This window comes from Nocardia sp. NPDC023852, assembly GCF_040639505.1.
Classification (GTDB): Bacteria; Actinomycetota; Actinomycetes; order Mycobacteriales; family Mycobacteriaceae; genus Nocardia.
Genome location: NZ_JBFAAB010000016.1, coordinates 35,366 through 54,690 on the forward strand (window position 1 = coordinate 35,366; position 19,325 = coordinate 54,690).

At 67.9% G+C, this 19,325-nt stretch carries 18 protein-coding genes; 12 read left to right on the forward strand and 6 right to left on the reverse strand.

Translation table 11 applies throughout. The annotated features are described in order from the left end of the window. Nucleotides 1-811: 811 nt before the first annotated feature. Nucleotides 812-2,044, reverse strand: a complete 1,233-nt coding sequence (locus AB0H00_RS20995) for an MFS transporter (RefSeq protein WP_357268494.1) — start codon at nucleotides 2,042-2,044, stop codon at nucleotides 812-814. Between the two features lie 675 nt (nucleotides 2,045-2,719). Between AB0H00_RS20995 and AB0H00_RS21000 the strand changes: the two genes are divergently transcribed. The 5 genes from AB0H00_RS21000 (at nucleotide 2,720) to AB0H00_RS21020 (ending at nucleotide 7,978) form a co-directional block, all read left to right on the forward strand. Continuing rightward, complete coding sequence (locus AB0H00_RS21000; RefSeq protein WP_357268496.1) at nucleotides 2,720-3,883, forward strand: alpha/beta hydrolase; 1,164 nt, start codon at nucleotides 2,720-2,722, stop codon at nucleotides 3,881-3,883. Nucleotides 3,884-3,949: 66 nt separating this feature from the next. Next, a complete protein-coding gene (locus AB0H00_RS21005; protein WP_357268498.1) occupies nucleotides 3,950-5,041 on the forward strand; it encodes an ABC transporter substrate-binding protein in 1,092 nt (363 codons plus the stop codon). Continuing rightward, complete coding sequence (locus AB0H00_RS21010) at nucleotides 5,041-5,904, forward strand: ABC transporter permease (protein ID WP_357268500.1); 864 nt, start codon at nucleotides 5,041-5,043, stop codon at nucleotides 5,902-5,904. The genes AB0H00_RS21005 and AB0H00_RS21010 overlap by 1 nt, the downstream gene beginning before the upstream one ends. Next, nucleotides 5,880-6,632 (forward strand): ABC transporter ATP-binding protein, encoded by a 753-nt coding sequence (locus AB0H00_RS21015; RefSeq protein WP_357268502.1) that lies wholly within the window; start codon nucleotides 5,880-5,882, stop codon nucleotides 6,630-6,632. The genes AB0H00_RS21010 and AB0H00_RS21015 overlap by 25 nt, the downstream gene beginning before the upstream one ends. Then, nucleotides 6,629-7,978 carry an LLM class flavin-dependent oxidoreductase gene (locus AB0H00_RS21020; RefSeq protein ID WP_357268504.1) on the forward strand — a complete coding sequence of 450 codons (1,350 nt, stop codon included), beginning with the start codon at nucleotides 6,629-6,631 and terminating at the stop codon, nucleotides 7,976-7,978. The genes AB0H00_RS21015 and AB0H00_RS21020 overlap by 4 nt, the downstream gene beginning before the upstream one ends. Nucleotides 7,979-8,161: 183 nt before the next feature. Here the strand turns inward: AB0H00_RS21020 and AB0H00_RS21025 are convergent, their stop codons facing one another. Next, the gene (locus AB0H00_RS21025; RefSeq protein ID WP_357268506.1) at nucleotides 8,162-8,746 is read right to left on the reverse strand and encodes a TetR/AcrR family transcriptional regulator C-terminal domain-containing protein; all 585 of its coding nucleotides are present in this window, start codon (nucleotides 8,744-8,746) and stop codon (nucleotides 8,162-8,164) included. A gap of 103 nt (nucleotides 8,747-8,849) precedes the next feature. Here AB0H00_RS21025 and bioB point away from each other — a divergent pair, with 103 nt between their 5' ends. The 4 genes from bioB (at nucleotide 8,850) to AB0H00_RS21045 (ending at nucleotide 11,403) form a co-directional block, all read left to right on the forward strand. Then, complete coding sequence (gene bioB, locus AB0H00_RS21030) at nucleotides 8,850-9,863, forward strand: biotin synthase BioB (RefSeq protein ID WP_357268508.1); 1,014 nt, start codon at nucleotides 8,850-8,852, stop codon at nucleotides 9,861-9,863. Between the two features lie 50 nt (nucleotides 9,864-9,913). Beyond that, entirely contained in the window at nucleotides 9,914-10,123 is a 210-nt protein-coding gene (locus AB0H00_RS21035) for a hypothetical protein (protein WP_357268769.1), read from the forward strand. Continuing rightward, nucleotides 10,123-10,776, forward strand: a complete 654-nt coding sequence (locus AB0H00_RS21040; protein WP_357268510.1) for a DUF2567 domain-containing protein — start codon at nucleotides 10,123-10,125, stop codon at nucleotides 10,774-10,776. The genes AB0H00_RS21035 and AB0H00_RS21040 overlap by 1 nt, the downstream gene beginning before the upstream one ends. Before the next feature lie 93 nt (nucleotides 10,777-10,869). After that, nucleotides 10,870-11,403, forward strand: a complete 534-nt coding sequence (locus AB0H00_RS21045) for a DUF1353 domain-containing protein (protein WP_357268512.1) — start codon at nucleotides 10,870-10,872, stop codon at nucleotides 11,401-11,403. 89 nt (nucleotides 11,404-11,492) lie between these two features. Here the strand turns inward: AB0H00_RS21045 and AB0H00_RS21050 are convergent, their stop codons facing one another. After that, nucleotides 11,493-12,251, reverse strand: coding sequence for an NUDIX domain-containing protein (locus AB0H00_RS21050; RefSeq protein ID WP_357268514.1), 759 nt, complete (start codon nucleotides 12,249-12,251; stop codon nucleotides 11,493-11,495). A gap of 77 nt (nucleotides 12,252-12,328) precedes the next feature. Between AB0H00_RS21050 and nadA the strand changes: the two genes are divergently transcribed. The 3 genes from nadA to nadC all read left to right on the forward strand — a co-directional run bounded on the left by nadA (nucleotide 12,329) and on the right by nadC (nucleotide 15,890). Continuing rightward, nucleotides 12,329-13,372, forward strand: a complete 1,044-nt coding sequence (gene nadA, locus AB0H00_RS21055; RefSeq protein ID WP_357268516.1) for a quinolinate synthase NadA — start codon at nucleotides 12,329-12,331, stop codon at nucleotides 13,370-13,372. A gap of 16 nt (nucleotides 13,373-13,388) precedes the next feature. Further along, complete coding sequence (locus AB0H00_RS21060) at nucleotides 13,389-14,960, forward strand: L-aspartate oxidase (RefSeq protein WP_357268772.1); 1,572 nt, start codon at nucleotides 13,389-13,391, stop codon at nucleotides 14,958-14,960. A 69-nt stretch (nucleotides 14,961-15,029) separates the two neighbouring features. Next, the gene (gene nadC, locus AB0H00_RS21065; RefSeq protein WP_357268518.1) at nucleotides 15,030-15,890 is read left to right on the forward strand and encodes a carboxylating nicotinate-nucleotide diphosphorylase; all 861 of its coding nucleotides are present in this window, start codon (nucleotides 15,030-15,032) and stop codon (nucleotides 15,888-15,890) included. Between the two features lie 218 nt (nucleotides 15,891-16,108). Here the strand turns inward: nadC and AB0H00_RS21070 are convergent, their stop codons facing one another. Genes AB0H00_RS21070 through AB0H00_RS21080 form a run of 3 tightly spaced genes read right to left on the reverse strand, consistent with a single transcriptional unit; the run spans nucleotide 16,109 to nucleotide 19,054 of the window. Then, a complete protein-coding gene (locus AB0H00_RS21070) occupies nucleotides 16,109-17,383 on the reverse strand; it encodes a sugar ABC transporter substrate-binding protein (protein ID WP_357268520.1) in 1,275 nt (424 codons plus the stop codon). Next, nucleotides 17,380-18,201 carry a carbohydrate ABC transporter permease gene (locus AB0H00_RS21075; protein ID WP_357268521.1) on the reverse strand — a complete coding sequence of 274 codons (822 nt, stop codon included), beginning with the start codon at nucleotides 18,199-18,201 and terminating at the stop codon, nucleotides 17,380-17,382. Before AB0H00_RS21075 ends, AB0H00_RS21070 begins: the two co-directional genes overlap by 4 nt. After that, nucleotides 18,191-19,054, reverse strand: coding sequence for a sugar ABC transporter permease (locus AB0H00_RS21080; RefSeq protein WP_357268523.1), 864 nt, complete (start codon nucleotides 19,052-19,054; stop codon nucleotides 18,191-18,193). Before AB0H00_RS21080 ends, AB0H00_RS21075 begins: the two co-directional genes overlap by 11 nt. Between the last annotated feature and the right edge of the window lie 271 nt (nucleotides 19,055-19,325).

The following is a 19,325-nucleotide window of genomic DNA, read 5'->3' on the forward strand; positions in this document are numbered from 1 at the left end:
ACATTCCTCACATATTTTTGCGCCGATATGCGCAAGTCGCCCCTTCGCGGATCTCGTCGCTTCGGCAAGACTCAACGATACAAATTTTTCAAACGAACACACGGAAGGAGACAAAGCCGGGGCGACGACGGTGACCGGATGTTGCCTTTGGTGATCACTTCGGGATGAATTGCTCGTGTGGGTGGGATCCGCAAATATCGTCACATGGAGGTTCCGGCGCCACAAATCCAGGGGCCACGCCGTAACCTGTTCTTAACAAGACTCCAGGTTTGCGGCGTCGCGTTCCGGTCGGGGCCAAACCCCTCGGGCTCGGTAAGGGGTTCACAACGCTCCTACCGGGTAGCCGTAACCTGCCTGTCTGGCGGATGCGGCGCTCGAATAGGCACGCGGCCAGCTGATCTCGCCGCAGCAGGTGACTGTGCGGTGGCCGCCGTTTCATGGCGGCTGCATTTCGCATGACGCTGGTCCCCTGTGTGCGCGGGCGGGAAATTCCGCCCGGGTTCTGAGGCTGCCTGGGATTCGACTGGTCTCAGGCTGATCAAAGAGGAAGGAACCTCCGATGATTGAGATTGCCCCGCCGCCCAGCACGATGACACCTCCACCCGACGCGATCGTCCCCCCGCCGATTGCCCCGCCGCCGGTTACGCCGCCGCCATTTGCGCCGCCGCCCGCCGGGTGAGGTAGCCGAGACTGTTCGGCCGGCGTCGGCATTCGCTGTCGAAGCCGGCCGATCCTCGAATGGCGACCGCTGACGTCGCCAACGGAAACGGCATTCCGACCTGGCATCCACCTCAACACGGGCCCGGTACTGTCAGCGCGCGTGACCGACTGCCATTTCCGGAGTCGGGGTAGGGGCGATGGTACTCCCGCGCACCGCAAGGACGAGCATCGCGGCAAGCATCGCCCACCGGGTGGCAACGATCCCGAGGGTGGAAACCAGATAGCCCGCGCCGAGCGCGCCGAGCGCTACGGCGCCCTCCGAGACCAGCGATATCGTCCCGAGCGCGCGTCCGAGGACCTGCTCGGGGATGACGCTCACCCGGTAGACGGTCAGGGCGATGTGGCTGGCGACGGTGACGCAGCCGATACCGCACCAACTTATGGCAAGCAGAATAGGGTTGGCGCTGAACGCAATCGGTACGAGCAGCGCTGTCCACATCCAAAGGGCTCCTCGATAGGCACGTTCCGCGGAGAAGCGGGCGGTGATCCATGTCCCCATGGCTGCGCCGAGCATTCCTCCTACCCCGGACATGCCGAGCACTACACCGGTGATCCAGGCCGGCTGGCCGTTGGCTTTCAGCTCTACCAGGATCAACAGCAGTACGACTTGGATGACGACGTTCGAGGCCCCGATCAGCAAAGTCGACGTTCGAAGCAGCGGCTCGGTCCATACGATACGCACACCCGCCGCGATATCCCGTCCGCTTGTTCGGCCGCTGGACTTCGCGGAGTCCGTCGACGTAGCCGACTTCGATCGGATCCGGGACAGCGCGGCCAAGCAATACAGGTAGGACGCGGCGTTGGCGAGGAAGGGCAGCCAGCGGGTGACACCGTACATTGCGGCCCCCGTCGCGCGCCCGACCAGATTGGCGATCGATTGCTGAGCCTCGAGGAACGAGAACGCGGCCGGCCGCTGTTCGACTGAAATCAGATCTCGCACCATGCCCAGCTCGCTCAGGCTGACGAAGACGTACGCGCCGCCCTCGACGAATGCGGTCCCGGCGAGGATCAGGCCGAGACCCGGAGGCCGGGCCGAGGCCGCCGCGGCGGCCAGACACGTTCCGGCCAACCCGAGGACTTGGCACAGCTGAAGGATTCGTAGCCTATCGGCCCGGTCGGCGACCATGCCTGCCGGGATTTGGAAGATCAGGCCCGGCACACTCAGTGCGAAACCGGACCACCCAGCCGCCACGGGTGAACCGGTCACTGCGAGCACAAGCATCGGGTAGGCGATGCGGACACCATGAAACCCCGTCAGCGACAATGCGTTTCCGGACCACAACAGCATGAAGTTCCGGTTCGTATAGAGGTGCGACCTACTCATCGTCGCCCGAGGTGCTCCGCAACCACGACCGCAACTCAGTGAACTCCGCATCGTCGGTCTTCGAGCGGACTGCCCGATCTCCGTCCGATTACCCGGGACTCGACAGCGCCTGGGTGGTGGCGTTTCGGGCGCATCCAGTGCCTTTCTTCGATCCCTCGTCGCCGGTCGCGCCGCCGCCGACCGGGGCACCTGGCAGATCCCGCCGCCAGGATGAGGATGATCTGCACGGGCAGAGAGGGTGTGAGTTGGCGTGCGGATCGTATTGCGGCGCAAGCGCATTCCTCGACACCGGATTCCCATCACTGGGAGTGCGGTGCCGGCGGCCCACCACCGTTCCAGCGCGGGCGACCGGTCCCTCTCGTCCTCCTCCGGTACTCCAGGCGCAGATTGTCATGTTCGGGCTGTACGCGGCTCCCCCCGAGCCGATTTGCGCCCCCGGCGTGTGCGGTATCCGCACGATGTGCGATGAGATTCGCGAGGCCCGTCGGTCGGTGGTCGGAGATGGGTGCCGCCGGCGTAGAGCTCGGTTCCTTTCGGCTGCGCAACAGGTGGGCTGAGACAGGGTCGTAGAGCGAAGGCGTTAGGCCGGTGCATCCCGTCCAGTGATCAAGACCGCGCACTGCCTCAGCGACCTCGGAATGGCAGCCGTCCGCACCTGTGCCTACAGTGGGAGAGATGTCGCCGTTGGACGATCGGCACCCGTCCACCGTCTCCGACTGGGATGACGCGCGACGCCGAGCTCGGCTGCGGGACACGCGCCTGGGGCACGAGTGGAAGACGTTGCGCCGCACCAGGGTGATGCTGCTGCGGGTCGCCGCACTGCTACTGGCCGGACTCGTGGTGTTCGCGCAGTACTGGAAGTACGACGTCGCACCCGAACAGGTGCGGCTGGCGCGCACCGACCCGGCCATCCTTCCCGTCGCACCGCCCGTCGACCCGAAAGACTGGGACACCGTGGTGGTGGACATGGTTGGACTCGGCGGCCTGGACGCCGGCGACACCGCCGCCGCGCTGCCCTCGCTGCGCACTATGGGCATGGTGTGGGCGATCCGCTACGACAATCAAGGTATCGACACCAAGGTGATCGCCGACCTGATCATCCGCGCCGCCGAGCAGTCCGGGCTGAAGAACATCGTGCTGGTCGGGCACAGCATGGGCGGCGTGATCGCATTGGAGGTCGCCGAACACATCCACCTGGACAGTGACCGCAGGCTGGTCGGGGTGATCCTGGACTGTACGCCGATGGATCTGAACGCGGTCCGCCCGGAGAGCCGTGGCCGCGGCGAGGACATGCTGCGCTGGATGGGCTGGCTGCCCGGGGCGCGCGAGAGCCGCATCCTGCGCCTGGCCGTGGAGACCTATGCCCGCCGGGATCGGTTCCTCGACCGCGGCGGCGGGTTGCCCGGCATCCGGCTCGACAAGCTGCGTGGGGTTCTGGGGGCGGTGATGCGGGAGAAGATTCTCTCGCGTGACGCCGCGAGCAACGGTCTGATCGAATCCCAGTTCACCGCGATCGTGGCGGGCGGCGCTCTCGACGACCTGCGCGCCCTGGCCAGGTCCGCGGACGACAAGCCGCGTCCGGCCATTGTTTTCATCCGGCCACGCGACCCGGGCCGGGACCGCGTCGTCGACGTCGAATACTCGCACCAAGTACTGATCGAGCGGTCCGGCGGCGTGGACGGCACGCTGCTCGTGGTGCTCGCTCGAAACACGGGGCACGCCAACCCGATGCAGCGTCCGCGCGAGTACAACACGGTGATCGAGCAGCAGATTCTGCCGTTCATCCAGCGTTATCAGCAGCAGGTCCGTGCCACGGTGTCGGCGTCGGCGCCGCGCTGAGGCAGGTTGGAACCATGCTGAGACAAACGGTGTTCGCCCCGGTTTCGGGTTGTTTCAATACCCACCATGTACCGACCGAGCACCTTCCCGTCCGGCCGCCGTGGCCGTGCGACCGCCGCCTTGCTCACCGTGGCAGCCGTTGCGACCCTCGGACTCGCCGGCTGCGCGAACGACGACAAGCCGGTCGGTCCCACCGCCGGCGGCCCCTTACCGACCGAGGTTCCGGCCGGAACCACTCTGGTAGTAGCCGACCAGTCCGAACGCCTACAGTCCGCGCTGCGTATCTCCGGTGAGCTCGACAAGTTTCCGTTCAAGGTGGAGTTCGCCAACTTCGTCGGCGGTCCCGCCATCCTCGAGGCGTTCCGCGCGGGCGCCGCCGACGTCGCGCAGGTCGGCGACGTCCCGCCGATCCACGCGCTGGTGGCAGGGCAGGACGTTCCGATCGTCGCCGCCTACCAGACCAGCACCACCGCGCTGAAACTCGCCGTCGCCCCGGGCAAGCCGGTGACCACGCTGGCGGATCTGAAGGGCAAGAAGATCGCCTACGCCGAGGGCACTGCCCAGCAGGCCGCGGTGCTGCGCGCGATCGACAAGGCCGGACTGAAAACCTCCGATGTGCAACTGGTACGGCTGCAACTGGCCGAGTTCCTGGACGCGGTGCGCACCGGCCAGGTCGACGTCGCCCCGTTGATCGAACCGAACGTCACCCGTTTCCTGCGCACGCCGGGCACCACGCTGCTCCCGGACTCGGAGACCGCGGGCATCTATAGCGGCCTCGCCTATCTGTACGCCCGCCGCGCCATTGTGCAGGACCCGGCAAAGGCGGCCGCTACCCGCGCCCTTGTCACCGCGTTCGTGCAGGCCTACCAGTGGGCCAACACCCACCCGGAGGAGTGGGCGAGCCAGTACTACGTGGAGAACCAGAAAGTCAGCGCGGACGACGCCGAGCGCATCGTCGACTCGGTGGGCACCTATGTCTTCCCGCATCTGGACCAGCAGCTCGTCGACCGTCAGCAGGACACCATCGACGCCATCGCCAAGGCGGGCGAGCTGCCCAAGAAGGTGCAGGCCGGCAATGGCTTCGACCTGCGCTTCGACGCCCCGATCAGCCAGGCGGTCAGTGCGAGCGGCGCCCGGTTCGAGCCGAAGGAACGGTGATGGCCACCCTGGACGTCGGCGTATTACATCGCATCGGTCTCGGCCGCACCACGTCGGAACCAGTGCTGGCCAAGCGCAAGCCCGCCCGTTCGCGGCTCGGCCCCGGGCGCCCGATTCCGTTCGGCGTCGCGCTCGGACCGACCCTGCTGATCACCGCCTGGGTGGCCGGATCCGCCTCGGGCGCACTGGATCCGGAGACTTTGCCCGCGCCGTGGACAGTCGTGGAGACCGCCGGGGATCTGCTTGCCGACGGCAGATTGCAATCCAATCTGCTCACCTCGGTGCGGCGGGCCGGGCTCGGGCTCGGGGTCGGGGTCGCCATCGGCCTGGTGCTCGCGCTGCTGTCCGGGCTGAGCCGGATCGGCGAAGCGCTGGTGGATGGGCCGATCCACATCAAGCGCGCGATTCCGACGCTCGCGCTGATCCCGCTGTTCATCGTGTGGTTCGGCATCGGCGAAGAGATGAAGCTGCTGGTCATCACCACCAGCGTCGCGATCCCGATCTATCTCAACACGCACGCGCACTTGCGCAGCGTCGACGCGAGGTATGTGGAACTCGCCCAGACAGTAGGCCTGTCGCGCTGGGGGTTCGTCCGCCGAATCGCTCTGCCCGGATCGCTGCCCGGGTTCTTCACCGGTCTGCGGCTCGCGGTCACGATCTCGTGGCTGGCGCTGGTCGTCGTGGAACAGGTCAACGCGACCAGCGGGATCGGTTACCTGATGACTCAGGCTCGCATCTACGGACAGATCGACGTCATCGTGGTCGGCCTGGCGATCTACGGCTTGCTGGGCCTGTTCGGCGATCTCCTCGTGCGCGCGGTGGAAAGGAAGGCACTGTCATGGCGACAGACACTGGCGGACTGACCGTTGTCCGAACCCGCGGCCTGCGGCGCGGCTTCGGCGAGCGGATTGTGCTGCGCGACCTCGACCTCGACATCGCCCGCGGCGAGTTCGTCGCGCTGCTCGGGCGCAGCGGCTCCGGCAAGAGCACGCTGCTGCGGGCGCTGGCCGAACTGGACTACGACGTGCCGGGATCCGGTGAGCTGAGCGTGCCCACCGAGCGCTCGGTGGTTTTCCAGGACTCCCGGCTGCTGCCGTGGGTGCGGGTGCTCGACAACGTGACGCTTGGGCTCGGCGGACCCGGCGCAGCCGAACGTGGTCGCGCCGCCCTGGCCGAGGTCGGCCTGACCGGCCGGGAAAAGGCGTGGCCCAAGGAGCTTTCCGGCGGTGAGCAACAACGAGTCGCCCTGGCCCGTTCGTTGGTGCGCGAGCCGGAGCTGCTGCTGGCGGACGAACCCTTCGGTGCGCTGGACGCTTTGACCAGGATCAGGATGCACGCGTTGCTGCGGGACTTGTGCGCCAAGCATCGGCCCGCCGTTCTGCTGGTCACCCACGACGTGGACGAGGCGGTGCTGCTCGCCGACCGCGTCCTGGTGCTCGATGACGGGCGCATCGCGGTCGATCAGCGCATCGACCTGGAACGTCCACGCCACCACGGTGCCCCGGCGTTCCTGCGGCACCGGTCCCTGCTGCTGGCCAGCCTCGGCGTCGCGGAGACGCCCGCCGACGACGAAGAGAAGAAAGCCTCATGACCGCACCACGTCAGCTCAGTCTCAACGCTTTCATCTACCCGTCCGGCCACCACGAAGCCGCGTGGCGGCATTCGTCGAGCCGACCCGAGCGCATCTACGACGTCGCGTATTACCAAGAGATCGGCCGCACCGCGGAGGCGGCGAAATTCGACGCGGTGTTCTTCGCCGACGGTCCCGCGTTGCGCACCAACGTGAAGCACAACGCGGCCTCCGGGCTCGAGCCGATCACTCTGCTCACCGCGATCGCCACGGCGACAACCCATCTCGGCCTCATCGCCACCGCGTCCACGACGTACTACGAGCCGTACAACCTGGCTAGGCTGTTCTCCACGCTGGACCACCTCTCCGGCGGGCGGGCGGGCTGGAACATCGTCACCACCGGGACTGATCTCGCCGCCGCCAACTTCGGCCTCGACAAGCACCCGGGCCATGCCGAACGCTACGCGCGGGCAAGGGAATTCGTCGATGCCGTGGTAGCGCTGTGGGACAGCTGGGAAGACGATGCCATCGTTCTGGACCAGGCCGCCGGGGTATACGCCGACACCGACAAGATCCACCCGATCGACTTCGCCGGCGAACACCTCCGGGTGCGTGGGCCGTTCAACGCGCCGCGCACACCGCAGGGGTATCCGGTGCTGGTGCAGGCGGGCGCGTCGAACGAAGGACGCGCGTTCGCGGGCAAGTACGCCGAGGCGATCTTCACCGCGCACCAGCGCCTGAGCGACGCGCAGGCGTTCTATGCCGATATCAAGGCACGGGCACAGGGGTCAGGCCGCGATCCCGAGCACGTCAAGATCCTGCCCGGTATCAGCCCGTTCATCGCCGACACCGAGGCGGCGGCCGAGCGGCTGGAGCGGGAGTTCAACGAACTCACCGTGCCGGAGTACGGGCTTTCCCAGTTGGAGGGGATTGTCGGGATCAGTCTGCGGCACCTGCCGCTGGACGAGCCGATCCCGGTCGAACTGTTCGACTCGGCAGGGGAGGTCACCGACAACGGACAGAGCAGGTTGCAGGTGGTGGCCGGCATCGTGCACCGGGAGCGGCCGACGGTCCGCCGGCTGCTGCACCGTCTCGCGGGTGCGCGCGGGCATCGGGTGTTCGCCGGAACCCCTGAGCAGGTCGCCGACACCATCGAGGAGTGGTTCCGCAACGGCGCCGCCGACGGATTCAACGTGATGCCGCCGTACTATCCGGGCGGACTCGAGGTCTTCGCCGAAACGGTCGTGCCGATCCTCCAGGAACGCGGACTGTTCCGCACCGAGTACACCGGCACCACCCTGCGCGACCACTTCGGCCTGCCTCGCCCGGAGAGTCGGTTCGCCCGTCAGCACGCGTTGACCAGGTGAGCGGTGCTCGCGAAATAGACTGTCTCACTGCACGCCGCCCGCGTTCGGGGCAAGTGCACGACCCGACCATACGATGCGGACCCGGGATCGAGCCGAGCCTGCGGTGCGTGCACGCCTGCACCGCATCCTACGATCGAGGATCGGCCGCCGCGCGAGACCCGACGGACGGCAGGCGCCAGGCGGTCAGCGGACGCGGGTGCCGAGCAGGTGGCGCACGCCCGCGACGAAAAGCTGCAGGCCGAAGTCGAAACGGGCGGTGGCGTCGGGCGTTTCGTCCAGTGGCGAGGCGTCGTCGTGGAGCGCGCCGACGGAGTCCATCTGCATCCTGGACTGTTCGTCCACGGTCTGACCGAGCACGTAGTACAGCAGTGTGAAGGCCGTGAGCTCGGCCTCGGCCCGCGGCATACCCGCGCGAATCGTAATGCTCACCAAGCGTTCTCGGCCCTTGCTCGTGGTAAGTCTGGAAGCGTATGTCGCCGAGACCAATTCGGCGCCGTCCCGGTAGGCGAGAAGGCAGTCGCGCAGGCGGTGCGCCAATTCGGTGACCTGCTCCGACCAGTCCTCGGCCACGATCGGGTCTTCCATCGGCGCGAGGATCTTGTCCGCGACCGCGCCGAGCAACGCCTGTTTGTTCGGGAAGTGCCAGTACAGCGCGCCGGGTTGCACCTGGAGGGAACCCGCCAGCCTGCGCATGGTGAGGTCGGCGAGACCATACCGGTCCAGAATCGCGATGGCGCCGTCGATCACGTCCGCCCGGTGCAGCTGCACTGGAATTCCTTCCCGTGGTGTTTTGACTCACTGTTGCCGCTACCCTAGCCTGAACACCGTTCAAGTTGCACGGCCACCTCGGCCGGACGAAGGGATTCGTGCAGTGACCCAGGCACCCGTTGACACCGATGTTCTGTCGATCGCCCGCGAGCAAGTGCTCGAGCGCGGCGAAGGACTGACCCAGGAGCAGACCCTCGAGGTGCTCCGGCTGGGCGACGACCGGCTGGAAGAGCTGTTGGCCCTCGCCCACGAGGTGCGGATGAAGTGGTGCGGCCCCGAGGTCGAGGTCGAGGGCATCATCAGCCTCAAGACCGGCGGCTGCCCCGAGGACTGCCACTTCTGCTCGCAGTCCGGCCTTTTCCAGTCGCCTGTGCGTGCCGCATGGTTGGACATTCCCAGCCTGGTCGAGGCCGCTAAGCAGACCGCGAAGACCGGAGCCACCGAGTTCTGCATCGTCGCGGCCGTCCGCGGCCCGGACGAGCGACTGATGGCCCAGGTCGCCGCCGGCGTCGAGGCGATCCGCAATGAGGTCGACATCCAGGTCGCGTGCTCGTTGGGCATGCTCACCCAGGAGCAGGTCGACCAGCTCGCCGCCATCGGCGTACACCGCTACAACCACAATCTGGAGACCTCCCGCTCCTACTTCCCGAACGTGGTCACCACGCACACCTGGGAGGAGCGCTGGGAGACACTGAGCATGGTCCGCGCGGCGGGCATGGAGGTGTGCTGCGGCGGCATCCTCGGCATGGGAGAAACTCTGGAGCAGCGCGCCGAGTTCGCGGCGAACCTGGCCGAGCTGGAGCCTGACGAGGTACCGCTGAACTTCCTCAACCCGCGGCCAGGCACCCCGTTCGGCGACCTCGAGGTGCTCCCTGCCGCCGATGCGCTGCGCGCCGTCGCCGCGTTCCGGCTGGCCCTGCCGCGCACTATGCTGCGCTTCGCGGGCGGCCGGGAGATCACCCTCGGCGACCTCGGTGCTAAGCAGGGCATCCTCGGCGGCATCAACGCCGTCATCGTCGGCAACTATCTGACCACCCTCGGCCGGCCCGCCGAACAGGACCTCGATCTGCTCGGCGAGCTGAAGATGCCGATCAAGGCGCTCAACGAAACCCTCTGACCCGGTCCGTCGCGACGAAAGAGGCTCCGACCGTGAGTACTGTCATGGACATGGACGAGCGCTACAACCCGTTCACCGGCAAGCGGATCGTGCCGGGGCTCGACGACGCGATCCCGGCGGCCGCCGCGCTGGGGCTGGAGCCGCCGCGCTTCTGCGAACAGTGCGGCCGCCGCATGATCGTGCAGGTGAGCCCGGACGGCTGGTGGGCGAAGTGCTCCAGGCACGGAGTGATCGACTCGGCCGAACTGGAACGCCGCTGATGGTGGCGCCGACCGGCTACGGGATGCGGAGCGAGATGCGTGCCGCGGCGATGATCGCCGTCGCGGTGGTGGTGGCGAGTGCGGTCGGCGGCGTCGGGTGGGGCTTGCTGGCGCCGACCGAGCGGCTGCTCGTGGTCGAACCCGGCCGCGGCTCTGTGCTGACGGGGGAGAGCGCGCACCAGTTCGACGCCATGGCGCTGTTCGTCCTCGCCGGGGCCGTACTGGGTCTGCTCTCGGCGATTGCCGCATGGCGGTGGCGGTCGGTGCGCGGCCCACTGCTGCAGATCGGGTTGCTGGTTGGTTCAGGTGTGGGCGCGATGGTGATGGCGCGCCTCGGCGAACAGGTCGCCGAGTGGCTGCATCCGCGCCCGCACAACCCGCCGGTCGGGCAGATCGTCACGCTGCCGATCGAGCTGGGCAGCGAGCTGGCACTGATCGTGCAGCCGCTGGTGGCGTCGTTGGTCATACTCTTCCTCGCCGCGCTGAGCAGTTCGGCGGATCTCGGCAGCGGAACCCGGGCCGGTCGAGTCGAAGGCGGATCCTTCGACACCGCAGGCACGTTCACGCCTTACGGTGACGCCGCGCGTGCTGGCGAGTTGCCCTATCGTGGCTATGAACCGGCCGCCGAGACACTGCCCGAGTTCCGCCGCTGACGCATTGTCCGAACCGTTGCCGCGGTGGCGTCGTATGGGTATCGAAACCACCCTAGAGTGGGGAATGATGCGGTGGGCGGGAAGGAAAAAGACGTGACCTTCGTCGGGAGCGGGCCGGTTGTCGAGGAACTCGACGCCAAATTCTGGCGGGTCACCGAGCCGCTCGTATATCGCGGCGAGACCGAGGAATTCGTGATCCCCGCCGGATTCCGCACCGACTTCGCCTCGGTGCCACGCCCGCTGGTCTGGCTGATTCCGCGCTACGGCTTGTATACCCGCGCCGCCATTTTGCACGATTATCTGCTCAGTTCACACGCCGTGAGCGTCGCCGACGCCGATGGTCTCTTCCGCCGTTGCCTGCGCGAACTCGGGGTGTCGGTGCCGCGACGCTGGATGATGTGGGCGGCTGTGCGTGCGGCCAGCCGGTTGCGCGGCGCGAGCATCCGGGACATCGCTTCGTTCGTCCTCACCGCCGTGCCCTCGGTGATCTTCCTCGCCGTCCCCGCGGTCGTAGTGACGGTGTTCCTCGCGCTGTTCTGGGCGGTCGAACTGCTGTTCTGGGTGGGGAGCCGGATGGGTCAGCGCAGCGAGGCCCCGCCGCCCGAGCCGCAGATGAAGGCGGCCTGACCTGCTCTGTGCGCCGTCAAGGCAGTGCCCGACGGGAATAGGTTGCGGCACAGCATGAACGCTGGAACGCCCAACACACGTGCGGCGGCTCAAGTGGGTGGGCGCAGCGCCGCGAACTCGTCCGTCACGCGCAGGCCGGAGTCGGAGAAGCGGTAGACCGCGGCGGGGCGACCGCCGGCGCGGCCTGGAGCGGTGGTCGCGCCGGTGGGGGTGATCACCTTGCGGCGGGAGAGGACTCGCTGGAGGTTCGTGGTATCCACGTCGTATCCGAGCGCGGCGCAGTAGATTTCGCGCAAGGTCGACATGGTGAACCGGTCCGGCGCCAGCGCGAAGGCGATATTGGTGTACGAGAGCTTCGCGGCCAGCCGGGTGCGGGCGTGGTCGACGACCGTGCCGTGGTCGAAGGACATGTCGGGCAGCGCCGAGACCGGATGCCACGCGGTGTCCGACGGCAGTCGCGGGTCGGCGGTCAGCGGCACGAGGCCGAGGTAGGCCGAGGCGATGCGGCGAGGGTTCGGCACCCGATCCGGGGCGCTGAACACCGAGAGCTGTTCGAGATGGGTCAGCTCGCGCACGTCGACCTTCTCGGCGAGCTGGCGGCGCGCGGAGGTGTCGAGATCCTCGTCGTCGCGCAGCCGTCCGCCGGGCAGTGACCAGGTGCCCTTCTGCGGGTCGAGCGCGCGTTCCCACAGCAACACCGCCAGTTCGGTCCTCTGGTCGGGTGGGCAACGTCGCAGCATGCCTTCAGCGCCGTCAGCAGCGCTCGGACCTGCGGCGATTCTTGTCGGGAAGCGGCGGACCTGGAACACCGCGGTGAGCGATTCGTGGATGGTGCTACCATGGGGCACGTTTTCGATTATAAGTCGAAAACCTGGTTTGGTGCGAATCGGTGGTGAAGCCGGCCGCACGAGGAAGGGAGCCATCCATGGCGACGATGGGTGCGAAACTTGCGCCCCCGCTGATGGGGCAGGTATTCGACGGACCCGCGGGATTCGCCGGAGTCGAGGCGACGCCGGAGTGGGCGCAGGAGGTCAAGCGGCTGGCCAGGGAGCGCAACGCGACCATTCTCGCGCACAACTATCAGCTGCCGGAGATTCAGGACGTGGCCGACCACGTCGGCGATTCGCTGGCACTGTCACGGATCGCCGCCGAGGCGCCCGAGGACACGATCGTGTTCTGCGGTGTGCATTTCATGGCCGAGACCGCCAAGATCCTGAGCCCGGCCAAGACGGTCCTCATTCCGGACCAGCGGGCGGGGTGCTCGCTCGCCGACTCCATCACCGCCGACGACCTGCGCGCCTGGAAGGCCGAGTACCCGGACGCGGTGGTGGTCTCGTACGTGAACACCACCGCCGAGGTGAAGGCGCTCACCGACATCTGCTGCACCTCGTCCAACGCGGTCGACGTGGTCGCCTCGATCGACCTCGACCGTGAGGTGCTGTTCCTGCCGGACCAGTTCCTCGGCGCGCACGTCAAGCGCGTTACCGGCCGGGAGAACATGCACATCTGGGCGGGTGAATGCCACGTGCACGCGGGCATCAACGGCGACGAGCTGACCGAGCAGGCACGCACTCACCCGGGCGCGGAGCTGTTCGTGCATCCCGAATGTGGTTGCGCGACGTCGGCGCTGTACCTCGCGGGCGAGGGCGCCTTCCCGGCCGATCGGGTGCACATCCTGTCCACCGGCGGCATGATCGACGCGGCCAAGACGGCGAAGTCGACCCAGGTACTGGTGGCCACCGAGATCGGCATGCTGCACCAGCTGCGCAAGGCCGCCCCGGGGATCGACTTCCAAGCCGTGAACGACCGGGCCTCGTGCAAGTACATGAAGATGATCACCCCGGCGGCGCTGCTTCGCTGCCTGGTCGAGGGCCGCGACGAGGTTCACGTCGATCCGGAAACCGCGGCACTCGGCCGTAATTCCGTGCAGCGGATGATCGAGATCGGAAATTCGGGCGGTGGTGAATGAGTTCGGGCCCGGGCCGATGACCACCCGGGTTTCGATCGACTGGGAGGCAGAGGCCGACCTGGTCGTGATCGGCGGTGGCGTCGCAGGGCTGACCGCGGCGCGGACCGCGTCACTGCGTGGCCTGCGGGTGCTCACGCTCAGCAAAGGCGGACCCACCGACACGTCCACGCAGTACGCACAGGGCGGTATCGCCGTCGTCGCACCGCACGGCGATTCGGTGGAATCGCACATGCACGACACCGTGGAGGCGGGCGCCGGGCTGTGCGACGTGGACGCCGTCCGCTCCATCGTCGAGGGCGGTCAGGCCGCGGTGACGGCACTGACCGACCTGGGCGCGGTCTTCGATCTGGGCCGCGACGGCCAGATCTCGCGGACCCGTGAGGGCGGGCACAGCACGCGCCGGATCATCCACGCCGGTGGCGACGCCACGGGCGCGGAGGTGCAGCGGGCGCTGAACGAGGCTGGTCTGCCGGTGCTGTTCGGAGTCGCGGTCGGTGAGATCGTCACCAGGCCTGGTGGTGTGCAGGGTGTTGTCGCGGTGTCCGACCAGGGATTCGGCGTAGTCCACGCGCCTGCGGTGCTGCTGGCCACCGGTGGGCTCGGCCGACTCTACGCGCTGAGCACCAACCCGCCCGGTGCCACCGCGGACGGCCTGGCGTTGGGACTGTGGGCCGGCGCGAGCGTGGCCGATCTCGAGTTCGTGCAATTCCACCCGACCGTGCTGTACTCGCCGGGCGGGGTCGGGCGTCGGCCGCTGATCAGCGAGGCGGTGCGTGGTGAAGGCGCGACGCTGGTCGACACCGAGGGCAACGCGGTGACCGCGGACGTGCATCCGCGCGGCGATCTCGCGCCACGCGACGTGGTGTCCCGCGCCATCGCCGCACGGATGCGAGCCTTGGGCACCGACCACGTCTATCTCGACGCGCGCGCGATCGACGGCTTCTCGCAACGGTTTCCGACGATCACCGCCTCTTGTCTAGCCGCGGCCATCGATCCGCGCACGGACCTGATCCCGGTCGCACCCGCCGCGCATTACCAGTGCGGCGGCCTCGTCACCGACACCCACGGCCGCACCGGCGTGCCGGGTCTGTACGCGGCGGGAGAGGTGGCGCGTACCGGCTTGCACGGTGCGAACCGGTTGGCTTCCAACAGCTTGCTCGAGGGCCTGGTCGTCGGCGAGCGCGCCGGCGCCGCCGCGGCCGAGCGGCTCGGTGAACGGGCCATGGTGACCGAGGTCGGCGCCCGCGTAACCGAGCACGCCGACCGCGACCTGGTGCAGCAACTGATGACCACGCACGCCTCGGTCGTCCGCGACGGCGCCGGTCTCGACGAAGCGCTCAAGCGGCTGGACGACGTGGTGACCCGGCGCGAAACGCTCTCCGGCGCCGCGCACCCGATCGCAGGGATCGAGGACGCCGCGCTCGCCCTCGCGGCACGAACCCTGCTACTTGCCGCCGTCGCCCGCACCGAAAGCCGGGGTTGCCACACCCGATCGGACCATCCGGAACCCGTTCGGTCCCTCCGGCACAGCTTCCCGATGCGCCTGAACACCGAAGGCGCCCCCGAACACACCACACCAACCCCCTGACCACAGCCGTCGAGCGGGGCTTCGCGGTGGCATGCACCCATTCCGTTCGGCAGAGAGAGGAGCACTGCGATGCCTCTGGAATCCGGTTTGGATCGTGACGAGGTCCTGCGGATCATCCGCTTGGCGCTGGATGAGGATCTGCGCTACGGCCCGGATGTCACCACGGCGGCCACCGTGCCCGCCGACGCGGTCGCGAAGGCGTCGGTGGTGTCGCGGCAACCGGGGACCGTGGCGGGGCTCGACGTCGGGCTCCTTGTGCTCGACGAGGTGCTCGGCGTGGGTGACTACGAGGTCACCGACCGCGTCGCCGACGGAACCCGAGTGCAGCCGGGGCAGTCCGTGCTGACCGTGGTCGCGCCGACCCGCGGCCTGCTCACCGCGGAGCGCACCATGCTCAACCTCGTCTGCCATCTGTCCGGCATCGCGAGCGCGACGGCCGCCTGGGTCGACGAGGTCGCGGGCACCGGATGCCGTATCCGCGACAGCCGCAAGACCCTGCCGGGACTACGTGCGCTGCAGAAGTACGCGGTCCGGGTGGGTGGCGGCGTCAACCACCGCATGGGCCTCGGTGATGCGGCACTGATCAAGGACAACCACGTCGTCGCCGCGGGGTCGGTGGTCGAGGCACTGCGCGCGGTCCGCGCCGTCGCTCCCGACATCGCCTGCGAGGTCGAGGTCGACAGTCTCGAACAACTCGACGCCGTGCTCGCCGAGAACGTGGAACTCGTCCTGCTGGACAACTTCCCGCTCTGGCAGACACAGGCAGCCGTGCAGCGCCGCAACGCCGCGGCGCCGGAAACGAAACTGGAGTCCTCGGGCGGCCTGAGCGTCGACATCGCCGCCGACTACGCCCGCACCGGCGTCGACTACCTCGCCGTCGGCGCCCTCACCCACTCGGTGCGGGTGCTCGACCTCGGCTTGGACATGTAGGCGCACGCGGGCGGTGCGCCGACTCGGCCGCCGCTCCGGCCGTGCCACGGGACACGTCCGGACCGACGGCAGTTCCCGGTCGGCAGCGCGGCCCACGTCGTCCCGTAGTCAGGTGCGAAGGGGTGGACCGAACGGTAGCGGTCCGATCGGCGGATGGGCAGCGGCGAGGTTGCCGGCATCGTGCGGTGCGTTTCGCCAGCTCCTGTGATCGGCCCTGCTCAGCGCTGGGCGACGGCGGATTCCGCGGCGGTGCGGGCGCTGGACAAGGCCTCCGGCACCGGAATTCGGCCCAGATACATCTCGGCGAGGATCGGGTCCATGGCCCGCAGCGCGGCCGGAAATCCAGCGCCGCCGCCGGAAGAGATGCGCGGCCCGCGGAGCACATCGAAGAACGGGGACACATCGACACCCTTCCCGGCCCAGTAGTCGCGGTAGCCCTGCTGCTCGGAGACGACCGCCGGAATGGTGGCGCCGTCGCGGGCCAGATAACGATTGCCCTCGCCGCTGCCCAGCCAGGCGAGTACCCGCCGCACCGCGTCCGGGTGCCGAGTCGCGGCGTTTCCGGCGACGCCGACCGCGTTGTTCGTACTCACCCGCCCCGCAGGCCCTTCCGGTAGCAGCGCCACACCCCACCCGAAACGAGCCTGCTGGGAGATCTGCGCGAGAGTGAACGTCCCGGACTGAAACAGCGCCAGTTTGCCTCGCAGGAAGGCATTCTTCGCGAAGTCGGGGTTGGTGTTGGTGTCGGCCGGTGAGGGTGCGAGCCGGTCGCCGATCAACCCCACCAGATAGTCGAACGCCGTGATCCCCTTCGGGCTGTCGAAGATGAAGCGATCGCGGTCGTCCTGGAATTGTGCCCCGGCCGATCCGAGATACGGCAGCTCGATGGACTGGAAGTCGTGGGCCGCGTTGTAGGCCCAAGGCGCGACGGCGGCCAATCGGCGCAGCAGCGGGCGGAACGTGTCGTCGCCACCGGGGCTCCACCGCACCGCATTCAGCTCGGCGGGATCGACGTGTGCGGCTGCGAGTAGGTCGCGGTTGTAGTACACCGCTGTGCCGCCGTCGACGAATTGCGGAACAGCCCACAAGGTTCCGTTGCGTGTGTACTGCGCGACCGCCGACGGGTCCCAGGACTGTGTGGCGTCGGGACCGAGCGCTGTCCCGACGTCGATCAACCGCCCGGCGTCGGCGTAGTCCTCGTACAAGTTGGTCCAGAACAGGTCGTCTGCGGTGCCACCGGCCACGTCCAGGCGCAGCTTCTGTTGATAGGACGACCACGGCACCACGGTGATTCGCACCTCGACGTCCGGATTCGCGCGCTGGAATCGTTCGAGCGAGGCCTGGTAGACAGGCACGAAATTCTCGTCCCAGATCCGCAGCCCCACCACGGTGCGGCCGGACCCGTCGTCGACGCGGCCGAGCCACAGGGCTGCCGCGACGAGCAGCGCCGCGGTGAGCGCGACGGCGAGGGCCCCGCGGGTCGATGTCCTCATTTCATCCCCGTCCACGCGATCGAGCGCAGCACCTGCCGCTGAAAGATCACGAACAGCGCCACCAGCGGCGCGATGGCCAGAGTCGTCGCCGCCATCACCAGAGTCCACTGCGCGTTGTACTGCGTCTGCAGATTCGCCGTCGCCGCGGTCAGCACCTGCCACCTGCTGCCGCTACTCGCGACCAACGGCCACATGAAGTTGTTCCATTGCGAAACGATCGTGATGAGCGTCAGCGTCGCCAGCACCGGTCGGCTCATCGGCACCATCACGTGCACGATGACGTCGAGGGTGTTCGCGCCGTCGAGCCGCGCCGCGCCGACCAGCTCCTGCGGAATCGCGCGAAAGTACTGGCGCAGCAGGAAGATCGCGTACGGCGAGCCGAATGCGTACGGCAGCACCAGCGCCCAGAAGGTGTTGAGCAACCCCAGATTCGCGAACATGAGATACAGCGGAATCAGCGTCACCATGGGTGGCACCATCATGGTGCCGAGATAGCCCCAGAACAGGACATCTCTGCCCGGGAATTCGGTGCGTGCGAACGCATAAGCTGCCAGCACCGACGTGGTCAGCTGACCGCCGGTGATGAACGCCGTCATCAGGGCGGTCACCAGCACCGCCCGCCCGAGCCCGTGGTCCAGCACGGTCCGGAAATTGTCCGCCGTCACCGGATGTGGCAGGGCCAGCGGCGATCCGGTGGCGAACTGGTCGGGCGTCTCGAGCGCGGTCAGTGCGCTGAGCAATAACGGTGCCACGGTCAGCAAGGCCCCGGCCAGCAGCAGCGTGTAGACCGCGGCCGAGCGCAGACGATCAGAATTCATAGGTGGTTCGATTCCGGAAGTAGCGGTGCTGCACTACGGTGATCGCGAACATCAGGGCGAACAGCACGATCGCCATCACCGCGGCCCGGCCCGGCCGCGCCGCGTCGAACGCCTCGGAGAATATCCGCATAGCAACCACATCTGTGCGATCGCCCGGTCCGCCTTTGGTCAACGCGTAGACCAGGTCGAAGGTCTGGAATGCGGTCAGCACGCCGGTCACGAGGACGAAGAACATGGTGGGCCGTAGCAGCGGCAGGATCAGCCAGCGGATCCGGTGCCAGCCGGTGGCGCCGTCCAGCGCGCCCGCGTCGAGGATTTCGCGCGGAATCGCCCGGATCCCGGCCACGAAGAACAGCGCCACGTACCCGAAGTTCGCCCAGACGCTTACCGCGGACACCGCGGGCAGCGCCAGCGCCGGATCGGACAGCCATTCGATGCGGCGGCCGAGCACTGCGTCGATCGCACCTCCGGTCGGCGCGAACATCCATTGCCACACCACACCCACCGCTACCGGCGCGCACATCCACGGCAGCGCGTACATCACCCGCAGACCCGTCGCACCGCGCCGTCGCGCCAGCGCCGCCGCGACCGCGAATCCCAGCACGGTCTGCGCCGGCACCACGATCGCAGTCAACACCAGCGTCACCAGCAGGGCGTGGCCGAACGCCCGATCCTCCAGCACCGAGCGCCAGTTCCGCAGTCCCACGAACTCCATGGGCCCCAGCAAATTCCAGCTGTGCACACTCAGCCAGGCCACGAGCACGATCGGCAGGACCAGGAACCCCCCGACCCCGATCAGGCTCGGCAGTAACAACACATAGCTCGTCACGACACGAGCCCCACGCCGATTCATGTCCCGCTACGCTACCGTCACCCGCAATCCGATGCCGCGGCACATCTTCGTCCCTACATGCTCGACGTCAGCGTCCGATGTGAGCGATGTCCAGATCGCCGCGCGGCACGCCGACCCACGAACCACCGTGCGCGACGACGACGCCCACACCCACCCCGAGCGTCATCCGAACCAGATCCTCGTCGCCTACAGCGCCTGTCCCATGAACTGTGCTGCGGGTGCGTCGCCGAACCGACCACCTCTCGATGTGGATCGTGCCGATTGTCGAGGT

Excerpts from the sequence above, each read along its gene's own strand:
- AB0H00_RS21080 (WP_357268523.1), bottom strand. The coding sequence starts at position 19,054 with ATGAATCGGCGTGGGGCTCGTGTCGTGACGAGCTATGTGTTGTTACTG.
- AB0H00_RS21010 (WP_357268500.1), top strand. The coding sequence starts at position 5,041 with ATGGCCACCCTGGACGTCGGCGTATTACATCGCATCGGTCTCGGCCGC.
- AB0H00_RS21040 (WP_357268510.1), top strand. The coding sequence starts at position 10,123 with ATGGTGGCGCCGACCGGCTACGGGATGCGGAGCGAGATGCGTGCCGCG.
- AB0H00_RS21020 (WP_357268504.1), top strand. The coding sequence starts at position 6,629 with ATGACCGCACCACGTCAGCTCAGTCTCAACGCTTTCATCTACCCGTCC.
- AB0H00_RS21005 (WP_357268498.1), top strand. The coding sequence starts at position 3,950 with ATGTACCGACCGAGCACCTTCCCGTCCGGCCGCCGTGGCCGTGCGACC.
- AB0H00_RS21075 (WP_357268521.1), bottom strand. The coding sequence starts at position 18,201 with ATGAATTCTGATCGTCTGCGCTCGGCCGCGGTCTACACGCTGCTGCTG.
- AB0H00_RS21035 (WP_357268769.1), top strand. The coding sequence starts at position 9,914 with ATGGACGAGCGCTACAACCCGTTCACCGGCAAGCGGATCGTGCCGGGG.
- nadC (WP_357268518.1), top strand. The coding sequence starts at position 15,030 with ATGCCTCTGGAATCCGGTTTGGATCGTGACGAGGTCCTGCGGATCATC.
- nadA (WP_357268516.1), top strand. The coding sequence starts at position 12,329 with ATGGCGACGATGGGTGCGAAACTTGCGCCCCCGCTGATGGGGCAGGTA.
- AB0H00_RS21060 (WP_357268772.1), top strand. The coding sequence starts at position 13,389 with ATGACCACCCGGGTTTCGATCGACTGGGAGGCAGAGGCCGACCTGGTC.
- AB0H00_RS21070 (WP_357268520.1), bottom strand. The coding sequence starts at position 17,383 with ATGAGGACATCGACCCGCGGGGCCCTCGCCGTCGCGCTCACCGCGGCG.
- AB0H00_RS21000 (WP_357268496.1), top strand. The coding sequence starts at position 2,720 with ATGTCGCCGTTGGACGATCGGCACCCGTCCACCGTCTCCGACTGGGAT.
- AB0H00_RS21015 (WP_357268502.1), top strand. The coding sequence starts at position 5,880 with ATGGCGACAGACACTGGCGGACTGACCGTTGTCCGAACCCGCGGCCTG.
- AB0H00_RS20995 (WP_357268494.1), bottom strand. The coding sequence starts at position 2,044 with ATGAGTAGGTCGCACCTCTATACGAACCGGAACTTCATGCTGTTGTGG.